Source organism: Streptomyces sp. NPDC046866 (genome assembly GCF_040704625.1).
In the GTDB taxonomy this organism is placed as follows: domain Bacteria; phylum Actinomycetota; class Actinomycetes; order Streptomycetales; family Streptomycetaceae; genus Streptomyces.
This window is the reverse complement of record NZ_JBEYXN010000023.1, coordinates 20728-41575: the sequence shown is the minus strand read 5'-3', so window position 1 is coordinate 41575 and position 20848 is coordinate 20728. Positions and strand designations below refer to the sequence as shown.

Here is a 20848-nt window from a genome sequence, read left to right as displayed (position 1 = left end):
GGCTCCGCGTGTCTGTGGCCGAGGCGGTGGGAACCGCGGTCCTGGGGGGATCGAGATGGAGAAGGACGCAGCCCATTGGGGCGCTGCGCTGACGCGGGCAGCGCGCTCGGTGTGGGCCAAGCACGAAGCGAAGGACATGAAGTGGCTGCCCTTGTGGCGGCACATGGCCGACTCCGCCGCCATGGCGGAGCGGCTGTGGGAGGAGTGGACCCCGCTCAACGTGCGCAGGCTGGTCGCCGAGAGCCTTCCTGGCGGAGATGATGACGCCAAGCGGCTCGTCGTGTGGCTCGCCGCCGTCCATGACGTGGGAAAGGCCACGCCGGCCTTCGCCTGCCAGGTTGACTCCCTGGCGCACAACATGCGGGACGCGGGACTGGACATGCCGACCGCCAAGCAGTTGGGCGACGACCGCAAGCGGGCTCCTCACGGCATGGCAGGGCAGGTCATTCTTGAGGGGTGGCTTGAGCGGCACGGATGGTCTCCCCGGGCATCGATGGCCTTTGCCGTTGCCGTCGGAGGGCACCATGGTCTGCTCCCCGGGCACGAGCACTTCCACGCCCTCCAGCAGCACACCGAGCTCCTGCGGACACCTGGTCCAAGTGAACAGCGCTGGCACGACGTGCAGACGGAGCTCTTAGACGCCTGCGCTGAGGCCTACGGCGTGAGCGAAAGGCTGCCGGCCTGGCAGTCGACCAAGCTTCCCCAACCCGTCCAAGTGGCTGTCTCAGCCTTGGTGATCCTCGCGGACTGGATCGCCAGCAACTCTGATCTCTTCCTCCTTTACCCGGAGGAGCATCCCCGCGACGACGCCGAGCGCATCGAAGCAGCGTGGCGCGGCATTCAGCTTCCGCCTCCGTGGTCCCCGCAGGCCGTCGTCGAAAGCGCGGAAGCCGTCTTCGCCTCGCGGTTCGCGCTGTCCCGGATCCGCCCCCTGCAGGCGGAAGCCGTTCGGCTCGCGCGGGAGATCGAAACACCCGGGCTGTTGATCATTGAAGCACCGATGGGGGAGGGGAAGACCGAGGCTGCGTTCGCCGCGGCAGAGATTCTCGCTTCCCGCACGCGAGCGGGCGGATGCTTCGTCGCACTGCCCACGCGCGCCACTGCCAACGCGATGTACGGCCGGCTGCGCAACTGGCTCTCCAACCTCCCGGGCGACGAAGTACGCACGGTCTCCCTCGCGCATGCCAAGGCCTTCCTCAACGATGACTTCGCCAAGGACCTGCGCGTCGGCTCCCGGCCGATCGCCGCTGTGGACCTCGACGGGGTCACCGACTCCGTGTGGTCCGCCCGCCGTGACCAGTACGCTGCCGCGTCCGAGCTGGTCGCACACCAGTGGCTGCGCGGGAAGAAGAAGGGCATGCTGGCGAATTTCGTCGTCGGCACCATTGACCAGCTGCTCTTTGCAGGGCTCAAGAGCAGACATCTCGCACTGCGACACTTGGCCTTGGCAGGCAAGGTCGTCGTGATCGACGAGGTGCACGCTTACGACGCCTACATGAGCGAGTACCTGGAACGCGTCCTGTCCTGGCTTGGCCAGTACAAGGTGCCGGTGGTGATGCTGTCCGCAACCTTGCCGGCCGCCCGCCGCCAGGCCCTGGCCATGGCCTACTCCAAGACGGCGGACGGGCACGGGGCGCTGGTGTCTGCCACCGCCTATCCGCTGCTCAGCATAGTCTCAGAGGGGCGGCAGGCGGTTATCAGTACGCCGCCTGCCGCTATCGACCGGCACAGCACGATTACCGTGGAGCGGCTGGACGACGGACTGGGAGCCTTGGCGGACCGTCTGGAGAGCGAGCTCGCCGGTGGCGGCTGCGCGCTGGTGATCCGTAACACCGTCGACCGCGTCCTGCAAGCCGCCGAGGTTCTCCGTGAACGCTTCGGGCGGGAGTCGGTGACGGTTGCCCACTCGAGGTTCATCGACCTGGACCGGGCACGCAAGGACGACGAACTCGTTGACACGTTCGGCCCCCATGGAAAGCGGCCGGAGGGCCTCCACATTGTCGTCGCCAGCCAGGTGGCAGAGCAGTCGCTCGACATCGACTTCGATCTCCTGGTGACCGACCTCGCCCCGGTCGACCTGGTTCTGCAGCGCATGGGCCGACTGCACCGGCACCAGCGCGGGGAGGGCCAGTGCGAGCGTCCGAAGCGGCTGCGAGCCCCGAGATGTCTGATCACCGGAGTCGATTGGCAGGCCGAACCGCCCTGTCCTGCAGGCGGGTCGGCTGCCGTCTACGGGAGTCACGCCCTCATGCGCTCCCTCGCAGTCCTGCGGCCGCACCTCAATGGCACCCCCGTGGACCTCCCGGCCCAGATCAGTGCCCTCGTACAGAGTGCCTACGGCGACACCACACCCGCCGTGCCCGAAGCCTGGGCCGAGGTCATGGAAAGTGCCCGAGCTGAACACGACCAGGCCATGGCCAAGCAGCGCAGGCAGGCGCAGACCTTCCTCCTCGACGAGGTGCGCAGGCCAGGGCGGTCGCTGATCGGATGGATCGACGCGGGCGTCGGTGACGCCGACGACACACGGGCAGGCCGGGCGCAGGTCAGGGATGGTGAGGAATCCCTGGAAGTCCTCGTCATCCAGCGCCGCAGCGACGGCACCTACGCAACCCTGCCCTGGCTGGACCGGGGCATGGGTGGGCTCGAGCTTCCCGAAGATGCGGTCCCGACACCCCGGGCCGCCCGTGCCGCCGTGGCCAGCGCACTGCGCCTCCCGTACCACTTCGTCAAACCATGGCTCATCGACCGCGTGATCGACGAGCTGGAGCAGTTCTGCCCCGACGCATGGCAGGCCAAGGAGAGCCACCTGCTGGCCGGGGAACTGTTCCTCGTGCTCGACGAGGATTGTCAGACCCACCTGGCAGGCTTCGACCTTCGGTACAGCGAGTCCGACGGCCTGGAGGTCACCCCGGCCGGCGCCAAGGATGTGAAGTTGGTGAAAAGCGTGCCAGGTTTTGATCTCGTCTCGCGCCCATGGCTGCCCGTCCAGTTATGCGACGGGTCAACGACGGAACTCTCCTTGAAGGAAGTGTTCGCCCGCGCGACAGAGATCCGGCGGCTCGTGGGCGACGTGCCCACCCAGGAATTAGCCTTGATGCGCCTGCTGCTGGCCATCCTTCACGACGCGGTCGACGGCCCCGAGGACATTGACGCCTGGCAGGACCTGAGCGAGAGCCCGCACCCGTTGTCCCAAGTCGGCCCCTACCTCGACCGGCACCGAGAACGCTTCGACCTGCTCCACCCGACCCAGCCCTTCTTCCAAGTGGCGGACTTGCGGACGCAGAAGAACGAGGTCGCATCCCTCAACCGCATAGTTGCCGACGTACCGAACGGCGACCCCTTCTTCACGATGCGCCGGCGAGGCGTCGATCGCCTGTCCTTCGCCGAAGCGGCCCGCTGGCTCGTCCACGCCCAGGCCTTCGACACCTCAGGAATCAAGTCCGGCGCCGTGGGCGACCCCAGGGTCAAGGGCGGCAAGGGATATCCCCAGGGCGTCGCCTGGGCCGGGAACATCGGCGGCGTGTTCGCCGAAGGAGACAACCTTCAGCAGACCCTTCTCCTCAACCTCGTCGCTGCCGATTCGCCCGCCATCACCACGGACAACGACGACCGGCCTGCCTGGCGCCGCGAGCAGTGCGGCCCCGACGTACAGAGCGACCTGCCCCTCAGGCCCACCGGTCCCCGCGACCTGTACACCTGGCAGTCGCGCCGTATCCGCCTCCACCACGACGGCCAGGCCGTGTCCGGAGTCGTCCTCTCCTACGGGGACCCCCTCCCAGCCGCGGACGCCCACCGGCGCGAGCCGATGAGCAGCTGGCGCCGCAGTGCCCCCCAAGAGAAGAAACTCGGCCGCTCGCCGGTCTACATGCCCCGCCAGCACGACCCGGCACGTGCTGCCTGGCGCAACCTCGCTTCCCTGCTCGTATCAGCGGCCGATGGATTGCCGAGCGCAAGCTCCGAAGCCCCCGCCCACCTGCGAGCCGGAGTACTCAAATGGATCTCTGAGCTCACGCGCGAGGGCCTGCTGCCGAAAGACCTTCTCATTCGCCCCCGCCTCATCAGCGCCGTGTACGGCACGCAGCAATCGGTCATCGACGAAGTCGTCGACGACAGCATCGCCATGTCGGTCGTCCTGCTGCACGAGACCGACCAACGCTACGCCCGCGAAGCCATCGCGGCGGTCGAGGACAGCAGCAAGGCCGTCAACGCCCTCGGGGACCTTGCGGCTGATCTGGCCGTAGCCACTCGGCGGCCGCCCGAAGCACCGCGCGATACCGCACGCGACCTGGGATTCGGCCTGCTCGACGGCCCGTACCGCGAGTGGCTGGCCGCACTGGGCAGCGGCGACGACGCGCCCGCCGCCCGCGCAACCTGGCAAGCGAGCACGTACCGCATCATCCGCGACGCGGCAGCAGGACTCCTCTCCGAGGCCAATGACGCCGACTGGTTGGACAACGCCGCCTCCGAGCGCATCTTCCACGCCAGGCTTCACAAGGCGCTTCCCCTGCGACCCACCCCGCACACCGGCCCACCCCCTGCCGGAGACGACCGCAATCAAAGCAAGGAGGCAGCCCGATGACGCAAGCCGCGCCGCAGATCCCGGCGCCCGCCCCGCCCCCCGAAGACAAGACGGGCCAGACGTCCGACACCGGCGTGACGAAGAAACGGGAGGTGCCACCCGTGCGACAGGCGGTCTCCCAACGGATCCGAACCCTGCAGCACGACTACCGCAATGACAGCTCCCAGGCCGTCCAGACCCTGGCGCGCCTCCGCCGGGGCATCGGCCGCCAGGCCACCGAGATGCCGGACCTGTGGGGACTGGTGGGGATGGAACAGTTCTACGCCGCCCAGCCCCCCGGACGCCGCCCGAGCCAAGCCGAGGTACTGCGTGCCGAACGCGCCACGCATGTCGCCGTCACGCTGTGGGCCCTGCACCAGCAGTCCAACCGGACTAAGCGGATGCACGTGGAAGACGGCGCATCCCTGGGCACTGCCGTACGCCGGCTGATGTCGGGCACCGACTCCGACGAGCCGATCCGCAAGCGCCTGTTACGCGCCGGAACGGCGACGACCTTCGACGTGCTCGCGCAGCGGCTCCGCGAACTGGTCGTGCTTCTGCGCACGTCCGAGATCCCCCTCGACTACGGCCTTCTCGCCGAGCACCTGGAGCAGTGGCAACGGCCCGGCGGAGCCCCTCAGGTCCGCCAGGCATGGGGACGCAGCTTCCACGCGTACCGCATTCCGAATGCCGATCCAGAGCAGAGCGCCTCCCAGTCCCCGCCCGACGCCGACGACACCGCGACGCACGAAACGAAGGACCAGACATGAGCCGCCGCACCATCCTCGATGTCCACATCCTGCAGACCGTCCCCCCGAGCAACATCAACCGAGATGACACAGGTGCTCCGAAGAGCGCCGTTTTCGGAGGGGTGCGCCGTTCCAGGGTCTCGAGCCAGGCCTGGAAGAAGGCCACGCGCACAGCCTTTGAGGAACTCCTGGACCCCGCCGAGCTCGGAGTGCGGACCAAGAAGGTCGTCGAAGCCCTCACCGAGAGGATCACCGCGCGTGAGGAGTCGTTGACCACTGGGCAGGTGTGGCCGATGGCGGCCGAGATCGTCCAGGTGGCCACCGGCGCCAAGATCGAGACGCCCACGCGCAAGACCACGTCCAAGGCCGCCAAGGGAGAGGACGCCGAGGAGACCGCCGACCCGCAAGCCCCGCAATCCTCGTACCTGCTCTTCCTCAGCGCCCGGCAGCTCGACGCCCTCGCCGACTTGGCCATCGAAGGCCTCGGCAAGAAGGCAGAGCCGAAGGTGTTCCTGAAGGATGCCCAGGTCAAGGCGCGTGCCAAGAAGGCGGCGGCCAGCCGGCACTCCGTCGACATCGCGCTCTTCGGCAGGATGGTCGCCGACAACACCGATATCAACGTCGAGGCCGCCGCCCAGGTCGCCCATGCCCTGAGCGTGCACGCCGTAGACCTCGAAACGGACTACTTCACCGCCGTCGACGACCAGAACACCAACGCGGAACCGGGCGCCGGAATGATCGGCACTGTCGACTTCAACTCGGCCACCCTTTACCGCTATGCGGCCGTCGACATCAACCGCCTGGCCGACAACCTGGACGCCGGCCTGAACGACGACGGCGATGACCGCAACAAGGAGCCGGTGCGCCGAGCCGTGGAGGCCTTCATCGAGGGCTTCACCCTCTCGATGCCCACCGGAAAGGTGAACACCTTCGGGAACCACACCCTCCCCGACGCCGTGATCGTCAAGCTGCGCTCCGCCCGCCCGGTCAGTTTCGTCGGCGCCTTCGAGACCCCCGTGACCCAGGGCAGCCCCACGGAGACGACCGAGGAACCGCAAGGCCATGTACAGGCGGCGTGCCGCGCCCTGGCCGAGCACATTCCGGCCGTCGAGCAGGCCTTCGGCGCAACCGCCGACCACACCTGGATCGTACGCGTAGGCAAGCAGACCGAGGACCTCGAGAGCCTGGGGGAGCCCGTCACCCTGCGCGAGCTCGTCACCCAGGTCGGCGACGCCGTGGCGGACCGTCTGGGGAAGCGTGGATGAGCGTCCTCGTCCTCCGCTTGGCGGCACCCCTACAGGCATGGGGGTCTTCCGCCCGGTTCGCCCGCCGCACCACTGAGACGGCACCGTCGAAGAGCGGCGTCGTCGGCCTCCTAGCCGGCGCACTCGGCCGACAGCGCGACGCTGACCTCTCCGACCTCGCCGCACTCGCCTTCGCCGTACGGATCGACCAGCCGGGCACCCGCATCCGCGACTTCCAAACCGCCCATCACGCCGACACGGACAAGGCGATGCCCGTCTCCGAACGCTTCTACCTGGCCGATGCGGTCTTCCTCGCGGCCGTCGCGGGCGACGACGACTTGATCCACGCCCTGTACGAGGCCGTGCGCGCCCCCGTCTATCTTCCCTATCTGGGCCGCCGCTCGTGCCCCCCACAGGGACCGGTAGAACTCGGCATCCGCGACGGGAACGACCCGGCTGCCGTCCTGCACGACGAGCCGTGGCAAGCCGCCGCATGGCACCAAAAGAGGCACCGTAAGCAGGCCATGGTTCCCCTGCCCCTCCTCGCCGAGGCCGCCGCAGGAGCCCGGCTCGGCACCACACTCCGGGACCAGCCGCTCAGCTTCGACCCCGCCCATCGCCGCTACGCCCTGCGCACCGTCGTCTCGACCTCCGTCGACGTCTCCAATCCGCACTTCCGTCCCGCCAACGAACCGCGGCACAGCCAGCGACGCCGGCGGTTGCCCGTGCCCAGCCACTCACCGGAAGCCCACCTCACCCAGCTGCCCACGCAGCTCCCGCTGGACGGCCACTGATGCACCTGACCCGATTCCGAATCAACACCGCACGCCAAGGCGCACGCCACCTTCTGGCATCGCCCCAGCGCATGCACGCCGCAGTGATGTCCTCCTTCGCCGGCGCCCTGCCCAGCCAGGGAAGCTCTTCGCGGATACTTTGGCGCCTCGACCACACCTCCCGTGCCGAGGTACTGCTCTTCATCGTCAGCGAGGACCGCCCCGATCTCACCCACCTCGTGGAACAGGCGGGCTGGCCCACCACCGCCACCTGGCAGACGTACGACTACAAGTCCTTCCTCGACGGACTCACCCAAGGCAGCACCTGGGAATTCCGCCTCACGGCCAACCCCGTGCACCACATCCGTCGCACCCCGGATGAGGAACGCAAGCGCACCGCACACCGCACGCCCCGCCACCAAATGGCATGGCTGCTCGCCCGTCAGGAGCAGGCCGGCTTCCGAGTCCTCGAAACGCCCGCGGAACGCCGACGCCTGCCCCAGGGGGACGAACACCAGCTGACTGTCCGGGACGAACGGCGCCACCGCTTCGACAAGACCGAACTCACCACGGGCAAAGCCAACAACGTCCCGCTGGTCACCGTCACCTACGACGGCCGACTGGAAGTCACCGACCCCACCGCCCTACGCCGCACCCTGACCCAGGGACTCGGTAGGGCCAAGGCCTACGGCTGCGGTCTGATGACCCTCGCGCGAGTCGGTGGCCGATGACGACCGTCGCCCAGCGCCGCACCTCCTCACCCCGCGAGCTGACCCGCGTCGCAGAACGGATCTCCTTCGTCTACCTGGAACGGTGCGTCGTCCATCGCGACGAGAACGCCATCACCGCGGAAGACGCCGACGGCACCACCCACATTCCCTCCGCCACCATCGGCGCCCTGCTTCTCGGCCCGGGCACACGCATCACCCACCAGGCCATGAGCGTCCTCGCCGAAAGCGGCGCAGCCGTCGCCTGGGTCGGCGAGCAGGGGGTGCGCTACTACGCGGGCGGACGGGCGCTGAGCCGCTCCTCGGCTCTCCTGGAGGCCCAAGCCACCCGATGGGCCAACCGACGCACCCGCCTCGAGGTCGCCCGCGCCATGTACCGGCTGCGCTTCCCGGACGAGGACCCCGCCGGCCTGTCACGGCTCGAACTCCTCGGCCACGAGGGAAAGCGCGTCAAGGACTGCTACCGACGCCAGGCCGAACGCACCGGCGTCCCTTGGCGCGGACGCCACTACGTCCCCGGCGACTTCACGGCAGGCGACACACCGAACCAAGCCATCACCGCTGCTGGCCAGTGCATGTACGGGGTCGCCCACGCCGTCGTCGCCGCACTCGGCTGCTCCACCGGCCTGGGCTTCGTCCACTCAGGGCACGAACTCTCATTCGTCATGGACATCGCCGACCTGTACAAGACCGACGTCGGCATCCCCATCGCCTTCGCCGTGGCAGCCGAAGGCGACCACGACATAGGCTCCCGCACCCGCCGGGCGCTGCGCGACGCCATCAATCGGACCCGGCTGCTGGACCGCTGCGTGAACGACATCAAACGACTCCTGCTCCCCGACGGTGAGACCACCGACATCGGAAGCGACGACCGGGTCACGCTTCAATCGGACAGAGACAGTGCCGTCCCCGCAGGCCGAAACTACGCGGACGAGATGACCTGGTGACCGTCATCGTCCTCACCCAGTGCCCAGCCGGCCTCCGGGGCTTTCTGACCCGATGGCTCTTGGAAATCTCTCCCGGAGTGTTCATCGGAGGACCGTCCGCCCGTATCAGGGCGGTCTTGTGGGAGGAAGTGAAACAGTACGCCGGCATCGGACGGGCCCTGCTTGCCTACAGCACCAACAACGAGCAGGGATTCGCCTTCGAGACGCATGACCACAAGTGGCAGCCGGTCGACCACGAGGGCATCACCTTGATCCACCGCCCCAACGACGCCCCGCAACGACAGTCCAACCGCCGCGGCTGGAGCACAGCGTCCAAACGACGCCGCTTCGGGACCCGCTAATGCCCGATGCGTTCCCAATGCCCGATCCCTTGAAAGTGTTGAGAAAGGCACATGGCAGCGCATGAAGCTGCAGGCCAGGAAGACTGCTCCCCGCACCCGCGGGGATGACCCCGCGGCGAGACCCCCTGCGACGACTGCCGGGCCCTGCTCCCCGCACCCGCGGGGATGACCCCCAGGGCAATGCCTACGGCCTGGAGTGGGGCACGCTGCTCCCCGCACCCGCGGGGATGACCCCGACCCCGATAGGGTCCGGGAACTACATGGATTCTGCTCCCCGCACCCGCGGGGATGACCCCACCCCCAGCAACGAGCCCGGTGACCCCGAGTACTGCTCCCCGCACCCGCGGGGATGACCCCCGCTGGCAGAGATCGAGGGTGACCTCCGCCCGCTGCTCCCCGCACCCGCGGGGATGACCCCGCCCGGTCCACCGTCCCCGGAACCCAGATTCTCTGCTCCCCGCACCCGCGGGGATGACCCCCGCGCGCCGTGTACCGCAACATGCCCTCCTTCCTGCTCCCCGCACCCGCGGGGATGACCCCCCCACGATCACCAGCAGCAGGCCGACAGCCAGCTGCTCCCCGCACCCGCGGGGATGACCCCTCGAACCGGCCGCGCCGCATGGCGTCCGCATGCTGCTCCCCGCACCCGCGGGGATGACCCCGGGTCGGGTGCGTGGTCGTACAGCGTGACGGACTGCTCCCCGCACCCGCGGGGATGACCCCGAGGAGGACGACATGCCCACCCCCCAGGAGTACTGCTCCCCGCACCCGCGGGGATGACCCCGACCCGCTGCCGCCGAGCTACTGGGACTACGGCTGCTCCCCGCACCCGCGGGGATGACCCCTCGCCCATGCTCTGGCCGCCAGAGGCAAGTGACTGCTCCCCGCACCCGCGGGGATGACCCCACCGAGCCGTGCGCGATGGCGTTCAGGACGATCTGCTCCCCGCACCCGCGGGGATGACCCCGAGGAGATCCGCGCCCTCGTCCTCGCTGGCCGCTGCTCCCCGCACCCGCGGGGATGACCCCTACCTTGCCAGCCTCGACTAGGTGTATTGACCCGCAGGGTTGTTCACGCGGGTGATGGGCGGGTGGCCGCCCAGTGCGGTGTGGCAGCGGTGGTGGTTGTAGGTGTGGAGGAAGTCTGCCAGGGCTGCTGTCCGCTCGTCGTTGGATTTGTAGGGCCGCTGGTAGGCCCATTCGTCAAGGAGCGTGCGGTTGAAGCGTTCGACCTTGCCGTTGGTCTGGGGCCGGTAGGGCCTGATCTTCTTGTGGCTGATGCCGGCCGCGGCCAGGGTCTGGGTGAACAGCTTGGACTTGTGGCAGGCGCCGTTGTCGGTCAGGACCGGCTCGACGGTGATCCCGTGGGCGGTGAAGAACGCATTCGCCCGGGTCCGGAAGGTGATGGCGGTGTGCTGGCGCTCGTCGGTGAGGACTTCCTGTTCACGCTGTGGGCCACGTTCACGCGACGGATCTGGGTCGATCTTGGGTGACTGCGAGTAGGTGACACGGCGAACCGCTGCCTGTACCGCATCCCGCCCACCGAGACGATAGGCCGCCGCCCCACGGCTGCGTGAGCGCGTCGACGCCTGGCCCCGATGAAGGTCGCGTCGGCCTGCCGGTGAGTTTCTGCCTCGGCGAGCTGCCGGGTAGCGGTGCCGCCCGCTCTGCCGGGCACCGAGGCCAGTCCGTCAGGGATGGCTGCGTTTGGGTGGCATCGGCCTCATCGATAGGTTGTCCTGACGTTCGAAGACAAGTAGGGGTGGGGCTGTGAAGGCAAGACGTGCTGTCCGCGGTGTCGTGGCGCTGGCATGCGTGGGGGTAGGCCTGACGGGGTGCTCTGTGGCGCCGAAGGCGGCGGAGACCGCGAAGACGGTCACGAAGGCCGCCGACTCCGTGGAGTCCATGGTGGCGGCGCTCAGCAGTGCGTCGGACTCTGCGACGAAGGCGGGGTCGGCCGAGGTCAGGATGCGGGTGACGTCGCCTGACACGGGCGGCCAGCCGGTGGACATGACCGGTACCTACTCATGGGGCAATGGGTACGCCATGGAAGCCGAGATACCTGCAAAGCAGGTGCAGATGGAGAAGATGGCAGAGGACGGCACCGTCACCATGCGGATGGTGCAGGGCGCGTACTACTACGAGGTCGACCCGATCCCGTCCGGTGAGTTCAAGGGCAAGCGGTGGCTGAAGATCGAAGCCTCGGCACTGATCGGTGAGTCGGGCGCAGCGAAGCTCAGCGGTCCCGCCAACAACCCGACTGCCGGCTTGAAGATGCTCAAGTGGTCCAAGGGTGTCGACAAGGTCGGCTCAGAGGACGTGAACGGCAAGCCGACCGTGCACTACAAGGCGACCGTACCGCTGGACAAGCTGGACAAGGGTGCCGAGGAGACCTGGAAGGCCGTGGGCTCGGCCGGTGCCGGCGTCGTGGTGGTCGACGTATGGGTCGACGACAAGGGCATGCCCGCCCGCCTGGCGCAGAACGCCGGCAGCACCAACATGACGATGGACTTCCTGTCATTCGGCGCCACCAAGGAGGTCTCGGCCCCGCCGGCCGACGAGACCGCGGACGTGACCGAAGCCATCAAGAAGGAGCGGTCAGGCCAAGGATGAAGCCGGCGGGAACTCCCCAGGGGGACCGGGGTGCGGTGCCCGGAGGCCCGCAGTAGCGGCCGGATGGGGTAAAGGTCGTGCACGGTCTGCCTCTCTGTCTGCCCTGAGGACAACGCCGACAGGGGCTTCCTCCCTCACGACTCGGGTGGGGAGTACGTGCGCTCGACGGGGCACGCGGGCTGATCGACGGTCGGCCGCGTCGAGGCGAAGTGGTCGGATGCCTGCATCCGTGTCCGCCCCGCGCGAGCCTGGGTTACTGCTCGGCGTTCACAGCCGTACCGCTGTCCGCCGAGACCGTGCCAGCGGCCCGGCAGGCGCTCCCCTCGGGCCTGTGTCTCGCCGTCGGCGCGGTCGTGCCTCACGGAGAGAAGAAGGTGACGAGGAACTCCACGCGGCGGTTCAGCTTGCGATCGTTCTCGGAGGCAGGGTTGAGCCGTTCCAGCTTCGCCGCGCCGCAGGGCACGGTGAACAGCGAGGTGCGGTGCAGGTCTGCCGGAGTCGCCGGCGGTGTCTGCCCGTCATCGATGAGTAGCTGCCGGATTTCCTGGAACACCCAGTTCTTGGCGCTTTCGGCACGTTTGGCGGAGGCGCTCAATTCGTTGGCACGGCGCTGGTCGGCGGTGAGTCCCGGGGTGTCCTCACGGTCGGAGTGACCGACGACGGTGATCACGCAGTGGATGGTGCTGAACTTCTCGGCTTTGGCTCCACTGAGAGGAACCTTCTCGATCTCGTCCTGCTCACTCTGCGGCTTCGTGGCGAACAGCTCCGCGAAGTCGCTCTTATTGGCCTCGAACCCTCGTACGGCCGTTACCGCATCCGTCTTGGGCATGATGCTGTCCTGTTCAGGTGGGGGGCCTGTCACTTCTACCGAGGGGCGGTCTCCCCGGCCGCTGCCCTGTAGGCGGCGACCGGGGAGGGGGCACCTCCTAGACCGGGCCGAGCCATGTACACGGCTCACCCAGCGGGCAGCTCCAGCCCCAGCCGTCCCGGCTGTCCAGGGCGGACGGGTCCCCCACGGCGGAGCCGAAGGTGGACTTGGGCGGGGGCTCCTCAACCAGGAAGCCCTGCTTGGTCTTGTGGGGATCCTCCTCGTCCGGGTAGAAGTAGACCCGCACCCGCTTCAGAAAAGGCTGGTACGTGTCCCAGCGGCGCTCCACCGTCCCCAGCACGGGGAGGTTGAGCCGGGCGCCTGAGTTCTCGGCGCCCGCTTCGGACCTATCGTTCATGCCTCCCTCCTTTCAGGATCGCGTCGACGGCCGCGAAAGACTGCGCCGCCGACACGCCTTCTCACCGGCGGAGGAGGCCGCCGATCGCGCTCGCGGCCAGAGGCAGCAGCCAGGCGAAGTTCGCCTCCACACCGCCGGCGTTCTCGGTGCCTGCGGCCTTCGGCGCTGCGACCGTGCGGTCGACCGCCGGCGATTGGAATGGCGTCCGCAGAACGGCCGACGGGGCCGCTCGCTGTGAGAACTCCTCGTACATGTCCGTATCCTTTCGTCCAGTGACGAGGCCCTACAGGTCGGTGATGTGGGCCATGCCGCCCTTGGAGTAGGGCCCGATCAGGTGCCAGGGGATTAGATTCGCCTCGGCCCCTGTCGCGTCGCTGTCGGCGCGTGCCGGAGCGGTCGGGCTCCGGTCGACCGCGGGCGCCTGGAGCGGCACCTGCAGGAGGGCCGACGGGCTGGCCCGGGGGGAAGAATCCTTGTTCATGTCCGTGTCCTTTCCTCAGGGAGCCGAGGCACTAGGACCGGCTGGAGAGCCAGGCGTCCAGCATTCCCTTGGCTCCATGGCCGATCAGGGTCCAGGGCACATCCCAGTTGGCCTCGACTCCGGCTGAGCCGGAGTCGGTGGATGCCGGGGTGGCGGAACTCCGGTCGATTGCGGGCGCCTGGAAGGGCGTCCGCAGGGTGACGGACGACGTAGCACTCTGAGGGATTGCGCTGTTCATCCCGGTGTCCTCTCAGGGCCGGGCAGCGGCGGCGGGGACCCAGGCCCCGCCGCCGCTGCTGCGTCGAATGGGGCACGGCGGTCTCTAGAAGAAGACGTCCTTCAGGAGTCCGCCCCAGTTGATGTTGGCCGCGACGCCGTCGGTGCCTTCGCCGGAGTCCTTGGGTCCGACCGGGTCACGATCGACGGCAGGGGTCTGGAACGGCGTCTGGGGAGTGCCGGACGGCGCCGGCTTCTCCTCGCGCCGGGTAAACGGCTCGTTCATCTTTCTCACCTTTCACCTGGTGACTGGCCGGCGAGCGGTTGCCGCCGGTGGCTTGTGCGCTGTTTCCGCGCGGCCTCACAGCTCTTGCGACCGCTGCGCGTAACACATCTGTCGGGCGGGTCCCCAGAGTTCCGCGCAGCCGGAGCGGGCTGCCTGTACACCGTTGCCGTCGCTCCTCTCCGGCGCCTCTTGCCACGGTTCGCGGCAGACTGGCGGCGCCTGGAGGGGGACCGAGCAGGGTACGGGGGTTCTGTTCTTGTCCATGGGGTGCTCCTCTGTGTGGTCCGGCAGTCAGACGCTGCCGATGAATGTGTGGACGGGAGCAAGGCTGACCGGCACTTCTTCGCTCACGTCGAACGTGAACAGGTACGAAACCTCCGCCCGCTGGTCGTTCTCCGGGTCGAAGAAGGTCAGGACGACGTCCATGCAGACCGAGCCAGGGCGGCAGAAGGGGCTCTTGGTGACGCGGACGGTGTTCAGCGAGTAGAAGTTGTGGCTGCCACCGGGGACGTGCTCCGCGGAGAGGATGCCGTTTTGGATCTCCTTCCCGACCAGGAACGCGTTGGTGCCCGCCGCGTTCAGCGCCCGGTCGGCGGCACTCTGGCCGAGGTTGCGGAACTGCCAATAGACCTTGTCGAGAAGGGCGCGCACGGTCGTCTTGAGGAACTCCCCCTTCTTGCCCGCGAACTCGTCACGGACCCTCTTCTCCGCAGCGTCCTGCGCCGCTTGGTTCTCGCCGGCCTCCTTGCGCGCATCCTGGATGGCCTTGACGAGCACTTCCTCGAAGACCGCGTTGACCAGCAGCGTCTCGTTCCATGTGAACAGGGCACTGCTTTTGACCTCGACTACTTGGAGGACCTGGCCCGAGTACAACCGGACCGTGCGGTCGGTGAGGACTCCGGGTACCGAAACCCGGGAGATGTAGTCGATGTCCTTCTTGTCCTTCGCCTGTCCGAGGATGGCGTCCCGGAAAGTCCGGTACACGTAGGAGACCGGCGGGTACGACAGGGTCTCGAGGAGGTTGGTGAGCTTGTCGTGGTCGGTTGCGGCTGTGTCCGCGAGACCGTGCACGACCTCCGGGGACGCCTTGCGGTTGGTGATGATGGGCCGGGTCCAGTCCATGCCCACCGGTGTCTCCGCCTCGAGGGCATAGATCGGGGTTGCGTCCGCGTTGAGCGTCCAGGTGAGCTTGTCGGACTCCCACGGGTTCTTGCTGAGGTACGCGTGCAGCTGTTTGGGGTCGTAGATGTTCGGCTGGACCTCCTGCTCCGGCTGATCGCCCGTGGCCGGTATGACGATGTTCGGCATGAGCTGGCGGAAGCTGTCTCGGCGGGCCTCCGTCTGGTAGTCGAACCCGATGGTGCCGATCGCGTAGATCACCTGCTTGCCGGGGGAGGGCGCCGGGGAGGAGGGGGCAGAGGCGGAGGCGCCGTTCCCACTGGGACGCCCTTCGCCACCTCCGCACGTACCCCCGCATCCGGCGCACGACGGGCCGGCGCCCGTGGGCGCAGTGCAGGTGTCGGGTGTGCCGGAGACAGGTGCGGCGGGGTGGGCGCAGGCGTGCGCACCAGGTTGCACCGCCGCAGGCGCGGGCGGATAAGGCGGCTGCGCGGGCCACGCGGCGGTCGGTGCGGGCGGCTGCTGAGGCGGATCGGGCCACGAGCTCGGGGGCGGGGCCGGGGGCGGGGGAGCGGGAAGCGGCGTCTCACCGGGGAATGCCTGTGCGGGCGAGACCTGTGAGGGCGCGGCCTGCGTGGCCGGTGCCGGGGCTCCGGCGCCGACGGGCTCCTGGGAGGCGGCGGCGGGCACGGCCGCGGGCGGTTCCTCGGCCTGGGCATGTACGGCATTCGGGTCCATGACGATGGTTCTCTCTTTCGGTTCGGCGGGAGGTGTCCCGGGGATGGCCGAGGCCGGGCTCTCTTCCCCGTTGACCAGGGCGAAGGCGCCGGCGGCATTCAGTCGACCCCCGAGCAGCCTGCGGCACTGGGGTGCGTCGTCCGGGGCGCACGGCGGACGGATCGCGGACTCGAGCACGGCACGACCCGCGGCGAGCGGGTCGGCCTTGCGGCCCTTGGCCAACTGCTGTGCCACCAACAGCGCAACGACCCCGGTGACCGCAGGGGTGGCGAAGCTGCTGCCGGTCAGCGAGGCGAATGAGCCGCCGGGCGCGGCGCCCCGGATGTTCTCTCCGGGCGCCAGTACGCCGTTCAGCCGGTGCGCGGCGCCCCAGTTGTTGATGTCCAGCGGAGCTCCGGCGGCGTCGGCCGCTCCCACGGCGAGGACGGACGGCGTCGCGGCGGGGGCTTGCAGGCAGTCGCACCCGTCGTTTCCGACGGCCGCGACCACCAGCACCCCGTTTTTCTCGCACAGCTGGAGCGCACGCGCCAGCATGCTGTCCGGCGCGCCATCTGGGGTGCGTTCGCCGCCACTGATGTTGATGACGTGGGCCCCAGCCTCCACGGCCTGCTCCACGGCCCGCGCCAGGTCTATCTGCGCCACGCGCGTCGTTCGGCCGTCCGGGGAATCCCGGAACACCGGCAGCAGCAGGCCGGTGCAGTGCGGCACGAGACCGGGCGCCGGCGTATCGAGCCCCCCGAAGAGCAGGCTCGTGACATGCGTGCCGTGCAGTGACATCAGGCCCGGACCGGCCGGATCGGACACCAGAGTGGGCAGTCGGGTGAGGGCTGATCCCGCGAAGCAGGGGTGCGCCAAGTCCACCGGACCGTCGAGGACGGCCACGCGCACCTCGGGGGTGCCGATGAGCTCCCGTTCCCCGGCAATCCCCCGCACGACCGACCGGATGTCCATGCGGAACCTCCGTATGGCGACATATCGCGATGCATTTCGATGGGTCGACGCCGTGCGCGACGCGCCCAGAAAGAGTTCTCCCACCGGCACGTTCCGGATTTGTGCGGCGGCGCGGCGCAGCCCGTGCGGCAGTCGTCACGGAGGCGTTTGCAGTTCCGTCGCGACCGCGTTGCAGAAACGTTCCTGCGCTGTGCATTCGGCAGGTGCGTGTGCTCCGGGCCGCCGTCACGGTATCGTGCTGGGCCGTCGCCCCGGTTGCAGGCGCATATGGCGTCGCCGACAGTGAGAGGCGTGTCGCAAGGACCACGTCTCGAAATCCTCGGTCCCTTCCAAGTCACTTGCGGAGGGCGGCGGATCGCCATATCCACCGGGGCTCAGCGACTGCTGGCCTTTCTGGCTCTGCACCGCGAGGGCATGGACCGGCGCTCAGTCGCTGAGCAGTTGTGGCCCGACTGCACCTGCTGCCGGGCGGCCGCCAATCTGCGCTCCGCACTCTGCCGGGCCAGAAAGCTCGGATCGGCTCCCGCCATCGACATCGCCGACCACAGCCTGGCGCTCGCCCCTTCCCTCTCGGTCGACTTCCACGATGCGTGGGACTCGGCCCGCCGTATCGTGGCCGGCGACGCCGCTGCGCGGGACCGGGACCGGCTGGTGGCAGACCTCAGCCAGGCCCTGCTCCCGGGCTGGGACGACGAGTGGCTGCTCCTTGAACGCGAACGCTGGGACCAGCTTCGGCTGTATGCCCTGGAGGCACTGGCTCAGCGCTTCCAGAGCGAGGGCCGCCACCTGTCCGCGCTGCAGACGTCGCTCGCTGCCATCGGGATCGACCCGCTGCGCGAGACGCCGCACCGGATCGCCGTCGAGGTGCACCTGGCGGAGGGCAACGTGGCCAGCGCGGTCAAGCGGTACCAGGAATACCGGCGACTGCTGCAACTGGAGCTGAAGGTCGCTCCCTCGCCCCAGCTGACCCGCCTCGTCTGTGACCTGCCGCGGACATAGGCGGGCGCGTCGTGCCCCTCTTACGCGCATCCCGGTCAGCCCCACCACACACTCGGTTTCGGGGTGCAGAAGCGGTGAGAGGCGCAGGCTCCTGATGATCGACGCCGGGCGGGCGTGCCGTTCGACCGCCGTATGGAGGCGTGGCGGGAGTAGCCGTGGCGTGCTCCGCCTACAGATGCCGCGTCCATAGACCGCAGACACCAGCACGTGGTGGGCGAGGACCGCCCGAAGCCCGCGTTCGAGGGTGCCAGCGGCTGCCGCATCGCCAAGGGCATGTCCTGCAGTCTCAAAGGCACCCAACCACGGGGCAACACCTTCCAGAGCGCTGTCGGGGGCCAGGAGAGGTGAGGGGTCGACGTTCATCAGCGTGCGGAGGCCGTGGCCGAGTTCGGTCAGCTGGGTGGTCGTCACCTCCGCCGGAAGGGGCCGCAGGCGGGAGACCTTGTCCCAGACGTCGCCCTGCTCAAACCATTCCAACCTTGCGGCTCGAAACAGCGCGCAGAGCAAGAGGACGGACAGTTCCCGGCGGCCCATGGGCGGCTCGGCCTTCTGGACGTGATCGAGGATGTGCGCGCTGTCGGAGTGGAACAGGGCGTGGGCGATGTCCATGGCGGCCGACCCTCCGAAGGCGGGAACCTCGGGTTCGTAGACGGTCGGCCACCAGCGGGTGATCGCCTGATGTTCCACGAGGACATCTAGGGTGCCGGCCAGGGCGTGGCGCAGACGGTCAGGTCCGCGGGGTCCGGGCAGGGTGTGTAACCGCCAATGGGGGGCTTTGCGGACGAACCACCAGGCGCCGACGGGTCCAGCTCGTTCGGCGCCGGCGAGTCTTGAGGCGAGGAGGGCGGCCGCGTCCTCGCAGCGGCTCCAGTCGGGGTACTCAATGCGGACTTGGTGCCACTTGGACCGGGCGGCCTGTTCGGTGAGCGCGTCGCGTCCGGCGGCCCGGTAGAGGGCTACAGCGTCGCTCAGTTCCTCAGGGGCAATGCCGGTGTGGGCGGCGATGTACGGTACCGGCTGTCCGGCAAGGACCGCGAGGACCGCGTCCTCCGTCTGCTGGGAGACGTGCGGGTGGTTCATTGGGCTCGGGTCCTCTCCGCCGAAGGTGATGGGAAGCACATGGCCGGTGGTGTGCTCGGGCCCTGTGCTGGCTGGGTGGTCAGTCGATGAGGAGACAGGCGTCCCAGCGGGAGGGTCTTGTGCGCCGAGGTCTGCTCGGCCGCGTACGTCTTCGACTGGACCATGCGCACCGCGGTGGTCAACTCCCTCTTCGGTACCGCCGCCGCAGCAGCGTCCGCCCCGTGCGGTCATAAGAGCAAGCGGCTCAATCCGTTCCCGTGTTTCCCCCGCGCCCCGGAAGGCCCAGGGCCGGGGCCCGGAGGTGCGCGTTGTCCGGTTCGGAACTGGGCGTTGCGAACCGGTTCGACACGAGCCGACACGATAGGCAGGCTGTGACGGGGAGGGTTGGATGCCACGCGCTACTTGCTCTTATTCTTTCAGGGAGCGGTACCAGACAAGGAGGATCCCGATGCCCCAGCACGCGAGCCGGCCCAGCCGCGGCCCCTCCGCCCGCGCAGCCATCGACGCCTTCCTCACCGCCATCCCAGGTACCGCCACCCGCAGCCTGCGGCGCACCTACCTCCACGAGTACGCAGCCCACCTCGCCACCCTCAAGGACTGCCCCGAAGCCGCCCTCACCCGCGCCGACCTCCTCGACCCCGCCCACGCCATCAACTGGCTCGAGGCCGCCGCCCGCGGCGACACCCGCCGGCGCACCGGCCGACGCGGACCCCGCACCCCCGCCTCCGTCAACTCCATGGCCGCCCGCACCACCACCCTCAACACCTTCTCCGCCCACCACCGCCACCCCCTGGCCCTCACCGTCCCCAAACCAGAATTCGCCCCCCGCCTCACCCCCACCGAAGCCCACCGCACCCTGCGCCTACTCACCGCCCACCCACCCGAGGGCATCCTCACCGCCACCTGGGAACGCACCGTCGCCCTCATCGCCCTCGCCATCACCACCGGCCACGGCCTCGCCCACCTCCAACCCATGACCCTCGACGACCTCCAACTCGACCGCCCCCTCCCCCGCGCCCGCACCAACCGCACCTGGTACCCCCTCGACACCACCACCCAACGCGCCCTCACCCGCTGGACCGCCACCCACCACGCCCTCACCGCCGGCCACCTCAAAACCCTCCACGGCGGCAACGTCCACCAACTCTGGGTCACCACCGCCCCCGGCCGCCCCCGCCACGGCCACGACGCACCCCCCGCCGGCCTCCCCGCCGCCCGCCGCACCCTCGAAGCAGCCCACCGCCGCCTCACCACCCTCGCCCTCGGCACCCCCCTCCTCCTCGAACAGTTCTGCCCCGCCGACCCCGACGACGCCTCAACCGACCCGGCCTAGCAAAGCGTCACGGCTCTCGACGTTGTAAAGAACGCCCTGACAAGGTGATCAGCAACCACTGAGGTCACTGCCCGGGCCCCGGATTCAGACCTTCGCAGCCGCCGGGGTCATCCGATCCCGCACCAGCAGGCCGCGTACGCCGCCTGCACCTCGCCTATACGGTCCCTAGACCCACGTGCCGTCCTGCTCCGCCCGGCGTCCACCCGCGGGGCACGAACAGGTGCCGGTGCACAGTAGCCAGGGGCCGACGCCAGCGGGACTCCGGCCGTACGGTCGATCGGCCATCGGGGCAGCATGGGCGTCTCAGCCCGCCAGCGGCCCTGGTTCCAGATGACGGCTTCGCCCTCCAGGACGGTGCCGGGCCGCAGCTGCATGCCGGCCAGGGCAAGGTCCCTCCACGACGTGGTGACCGCCCCCGCCGGGGTCCGGCCAGGTGCCCGCAGAACTCACATTGAGATGATCTTGTA

Annotated in this window: 16 protein-coding genes, 3 pseudogenes and 1 CRISPR repeat array; of the genes and pseudogenes, 11 read left to right on the top strand and 8 right to left on the bottom strand. The window is 68.9% G+C overall.

What is annotated here, in order from left to right; all coding sequences use genetic code 11:
* Positions 1 to 55: 55 nt before the first annotated feature.
* From casA to cas2e, 7 genes are read left to right on the top strand one after another with little or no spacing between them, the layout of a single operon-like run.
* Positions 56 to 4579: a type I-E CRISPR-associated protein Cse1/CasA gene (casA, locus tag AB0953_RS27685; RefSeq protein WP_366862288.1), complete on the top strand. Its 4524-nt coding sequence runs from the start codon at positions 56 to 58 to the stop codon at positions 4577 to 4579.
* Entirely contained in the window at positions 4576 to 5328 is a 753-nt protein-coding gene (gene casB / locus AB0953_RS27680; protein ID WP_366862287.1) for a type I-E CRISPR-associated protein Cse2/CasB, read from the top strand. Before casA ends, casB begins: the two co-directional genes overlap by 4 nt.
* A complete protein-coding gene (cas7e, locus tag AB0953_RS27675) occupies positions 5325 to 6572 on the top strand; it encodes a type I-E CRISPR-associated protein Cas7/Cse4/CasC (protein WP_366862286.1) in 1248 nt (415 codons plus the stop codon). Before casB ends, cas7e begins: the two co-directional genes overlap by 4 nt.
* Positions 6569 to 7345: a type I-E CRISPR-associated protein Cas5/CasD gene (cas5e, locus tag AB0953_RS27670; protein ID WP_366862285.1), complete on the top strand. Its 777-nt coding sequence runs from the start codon at positions 6569 to 6571 to the stop codon at positions 7343 to 7345. The genes cas7e and cas5e overlap by 4 nt, the downstream gene beginning before the upstream one ends.
* Positions 7345 to 8055, top strand: coding sequence for a type I-E CRISPR-associated protein Cas6/Cse3/CasE (gene cas6e / locus AB0953_RS27665; RefSeq protein WP_366862284.1), 711 nt, complete (start codon positions 7345 to 7347; stop codon positions 8053 to 8055). The genes cas5e and cas6e overlap by 1 nt, the downstream gene beginning before the upstream one ends.
* Positions 8052 to 8999, top strand: coding sequence for a type I-E CRISPR-associated endonuclease Cas1e (cas1e, locus tag AB0953_RS27660; RefSeq protein ID WP_366862283.1), 948 nt, complete (start codon positions 8052 to 8054; stop codon positions 8997 to 8999). The genes cas6e and cas1e overlap by 4 nt, the downstream gene beginning before the upstream one ends.
* On the top strand, positions 8996 to 9340 hold the full coding sequence (cas2e, locus tag AB0953_RS27655; protein WP_366862282.1) for a type I-E CRISPR-associated endoribonuclease Cas2e: 345 nt from the start codon (positions 8996 to 8998) through the stop codon (positions 9338 to 9340). The genes cas1e and cas2e overlap by 4 nt, the downstream gene beginning before the upstream one ends.
* A gap of 83 nt (positions 9341 to 9423) precedes the next feature.
* Positions 9424 to 10368: direct repeats of the CRISPR family, unit length 29 nt; unit sequence CTGCTCCCCGCACCCGCGGGGATGACCCC.
* 17 nt (positions 10369 to 10385) lie between these two features.
* On the opposite strand, the pseudogene AB0953_RS27650 reads toward cas2e, so the two are convergent.
* Positions 10386 to 10778, bottom strand: a pseudogene (locus AB0953_RS27650) (integrase core domain-containing protein); the annotation flags it as partial.
* 403 nt (positions 10779 to 11181) lie between these two features.
* Here AB0953_RS27650 and AB0953_RS27645 point away from each other — a divergent pair.
* Entirely contained in the window at positions 11182 to 11952 is a 771-nt protein-coding gene (locus AB0953_RS27645) for a hypothetical protein (protein ID WP_366862281.1), read from the top strand.
* A gap of 358 nt (positions 11953 to 12310) precedes the next feature.
* Here AB0953_RS27645 and AB0953_RS27640 read toward each other — a convergent pair whose 3' ends face one another.
* The 6 genes from AB0953_RS27640 to AB0953_RS27615 form a co-directional block, all read right to left on the bottom strand.
* Positions 12311 to 12781 carry a hypothetical protein gene (locus AB0953_RS27640; RefSeq protein WP_366862280.1) on the bottom strand — a complete coding sequence of 157 codons (471 nt, stop codon included), beginning with the start codon at positions 12779 to 12781 and terminating at the stop codon, positions 12311 to 12313.
* Between the two features lie 97 nt (positions 12782 to 12878).
* Positions 12879 to 13178, bottom strand: coding sequence for a hypothetical protein (locus AB0953_RS27635; RefSeq protein ID WP_366862279.1), 300 nt, complete (start codon positions 13176 to 13178; stop codon positions 12879 to 12881).
* Positions 13179 to 13239: 61 nt separating this feature from the next.
* A complete protein-coding gene (locus tag AB0953_RS27630) occupies positions 13240 to 13431 on the bottom strand; it encodes a hypothetical protein (protein ID WP_366862278.1) in 192 nt (63 codons plus the stop codon).
* A 30-nt stretch (positions 13432 to 13461) separates the two neighbouring features.
* Complete coding sequence (locus AB0953_RS27625) at positions 13462 to 13659, bottom strand: hypothetical protein (protein WP_366862277.1); 198 nt, start codon at positions 13657 to 13659, stop codon at positions 13462 to 13464.
* 322 nt (positions 13660 to 13981) lie between these two features.
* On the bottom strand, positions 13982 to 14161 hold the full coding sequence (locus AB0953_RS27620; protein WP_366862276.1) for a hypothetical protein: 180 nt from the start codon (positions 14159 to 14161) through the stop codon (positions 13982 to 13984).
* A gap of 291 nt (positions 14162 to 14452) precedes the next feature.
* Positions 14453 to 16969: a S8 family serine peptidase gene (locus AB0953_RS27615; RefSeq protein WP_366862275.1), complete on the bottom strand. Its 2517-nt coding sequence runs from the start codon at positions 16967 to 16969 to the stop codon at positions 14453 to 14455.
* 414 nt (positions 16970 to 17383) lie between these two features.
* Here AB0953_RS27615 and AB0953_RS27610 point away from each other — a divergent pair, with 414 nt between their 5' ends.
* Entirely contained in the window at positions 17384 to 17968 is a 585-nt protein-coding gene (locus AB0953_RS27610) for a bacterial transcriptional activator domain-containing protein (protein ID WP_366862274.1), read from the top strand.
* Positions 17969 to 18181: 213 nt separating this feature from the next.
* Here the strand turns inward: AB0953_RS27610 and AB0953_RS27605 are convergent.
* Positions 18182 to 19048: pseudogene (locus tag AB0953_RS27605) on the bottom strand (thiopeptide-type bacteriocin biosynthesis protein); the annotation flags it as partial.
* 114 nt (positions 19049 to 19162) lie between these two features.
* Between AB0953_RS27605 and AB0953_RS27600 the strand changes: the two are divergent.
* Positions 19163 to 19264: pseudogene (locus tag AB0953_RS27600) on the top strand (type III polyketide synthase); the annotation flags it as partial.
* A gap of 232 nt (positions 19265 to 19496) precedes the next feature.
* The gene (locus AB0953_RS27595; protein WP_366862273.1) at positions 19497 to 20381 is read left to right on the top strand and encodes a hypothetical protein; all 885 of its coding nucleotides are present in this window, start codon (positions 19497 to 19499) and stop codon (positions 20379 to 20381) included.
* Positions 20382 to 20848: the final 467 nt, after the last annotated feature.

What these genes read in the sequence shown, in the direction of transcription:
- AB0953_RS27620 (WP_366862276.1), bottom strand. Translation starts at nt 14,161, where the DNA reads ATGAACGAGCCGTTTACCCGGCGCGAGGAGAAGCCGGCGCCGTCCGGC.
- AB0953_RS27625 (WP_366862277.1), bottom strand. Translation starts at nt 13,659, where the DNA reads ATGAACAAGGATTCTTCCCCCCGGGCCAGCCCGTCGGCCCTCCTGCAG.
- cas5e (WP_366862285.1), top strand. Translation starts at nt 6,569, where the DNA reads ATGAGCGTCCTCGTCCTCCGCTTGGCGGCACCCCTACAGGCATGGGGG.
- AB0953_RS27610 (WP_366862274.1), top strand. Translation starts at nt 17,384, where the DNA reads ATGGACCGGCGCTCAGTCGCTGAGCAGTTGTGGCCCGACTGCACCTGC.
- cas1e (WP_366862283.1), top strand. Translation starts at nt 8,052, where the DNA reads ATGACGACCGTCGCCCAGCGCCGCACCTCCTCACCCCGCGAGCTGACC.
- cas7e (WP_366862286.1), top strand. Translation starts at nt 5,325, where the DNA reads ATGAGCCGCCGCACCATCCTCGATGTCCACATCCTGCAGACCGTCCCC.
- cas6e (WP_366862284.1), top strand. Translation starts at nt 7,345, where the DNA reads ATGCACCTGACCCGATTCCGAATCAACACCGCACGCCAAGGCGCACGC.
- casA (WP_366862288.1), top strand. Translation starts at nt 56, where the DNA reads ATGGAGAAGGACGCAGCCCATTGGGGCGCTGCGCTGACGCGGGCAGCG.
- AB0953_RS27595 (WP_366862273.1), top strand. Translation starts at nt 19,497, where the DNA reads ATGCCCCAGCACGCGAGCCGGCCCAGCCGCGGCCCCTCCGCCCGCGCA.
- AB0953_RS27615 (WP_366862275.1), bottom strand. Translation starts at nt 16,969, where the DNA reads ATGGACATCCGGTCGGTCGTGCGGGGGATTGCCGGGGAACGGGAGCTC.
- AB0953_RS27640 (WP_366862280.1), bottom strand. Translation starts at nt 12,781, where the DNA reads ATGCCCAAGACGGATGCGGTAACGGCCGTACGAGGGTTCGAGGCCAAT.
- AB0953_RS27635 (WP_366862279.1), bottom strand. Translation starts at nt 13,178, where the DNA reads ATGAACGATAGGTCCGAAGCGGGCGCCGAGAACTCAGGCGCCCGGCTC.
- casB (WP_366862287.1), top strand. Translation starts at nt 4,576, where the DNA reads ATGACGCAAGCCGCGCCGCAGATCCCGGCGCCCGCCCCGCCCCCCGAA.
- AB0953_RS27630 (WP_366862278.1), bottom strand. Translation starts at nt 13,431, where the DNA reads ATGTACGAGGAGTTCTCACAGCGAGCGGCCCCGTCGGCCGTTCTGCGG.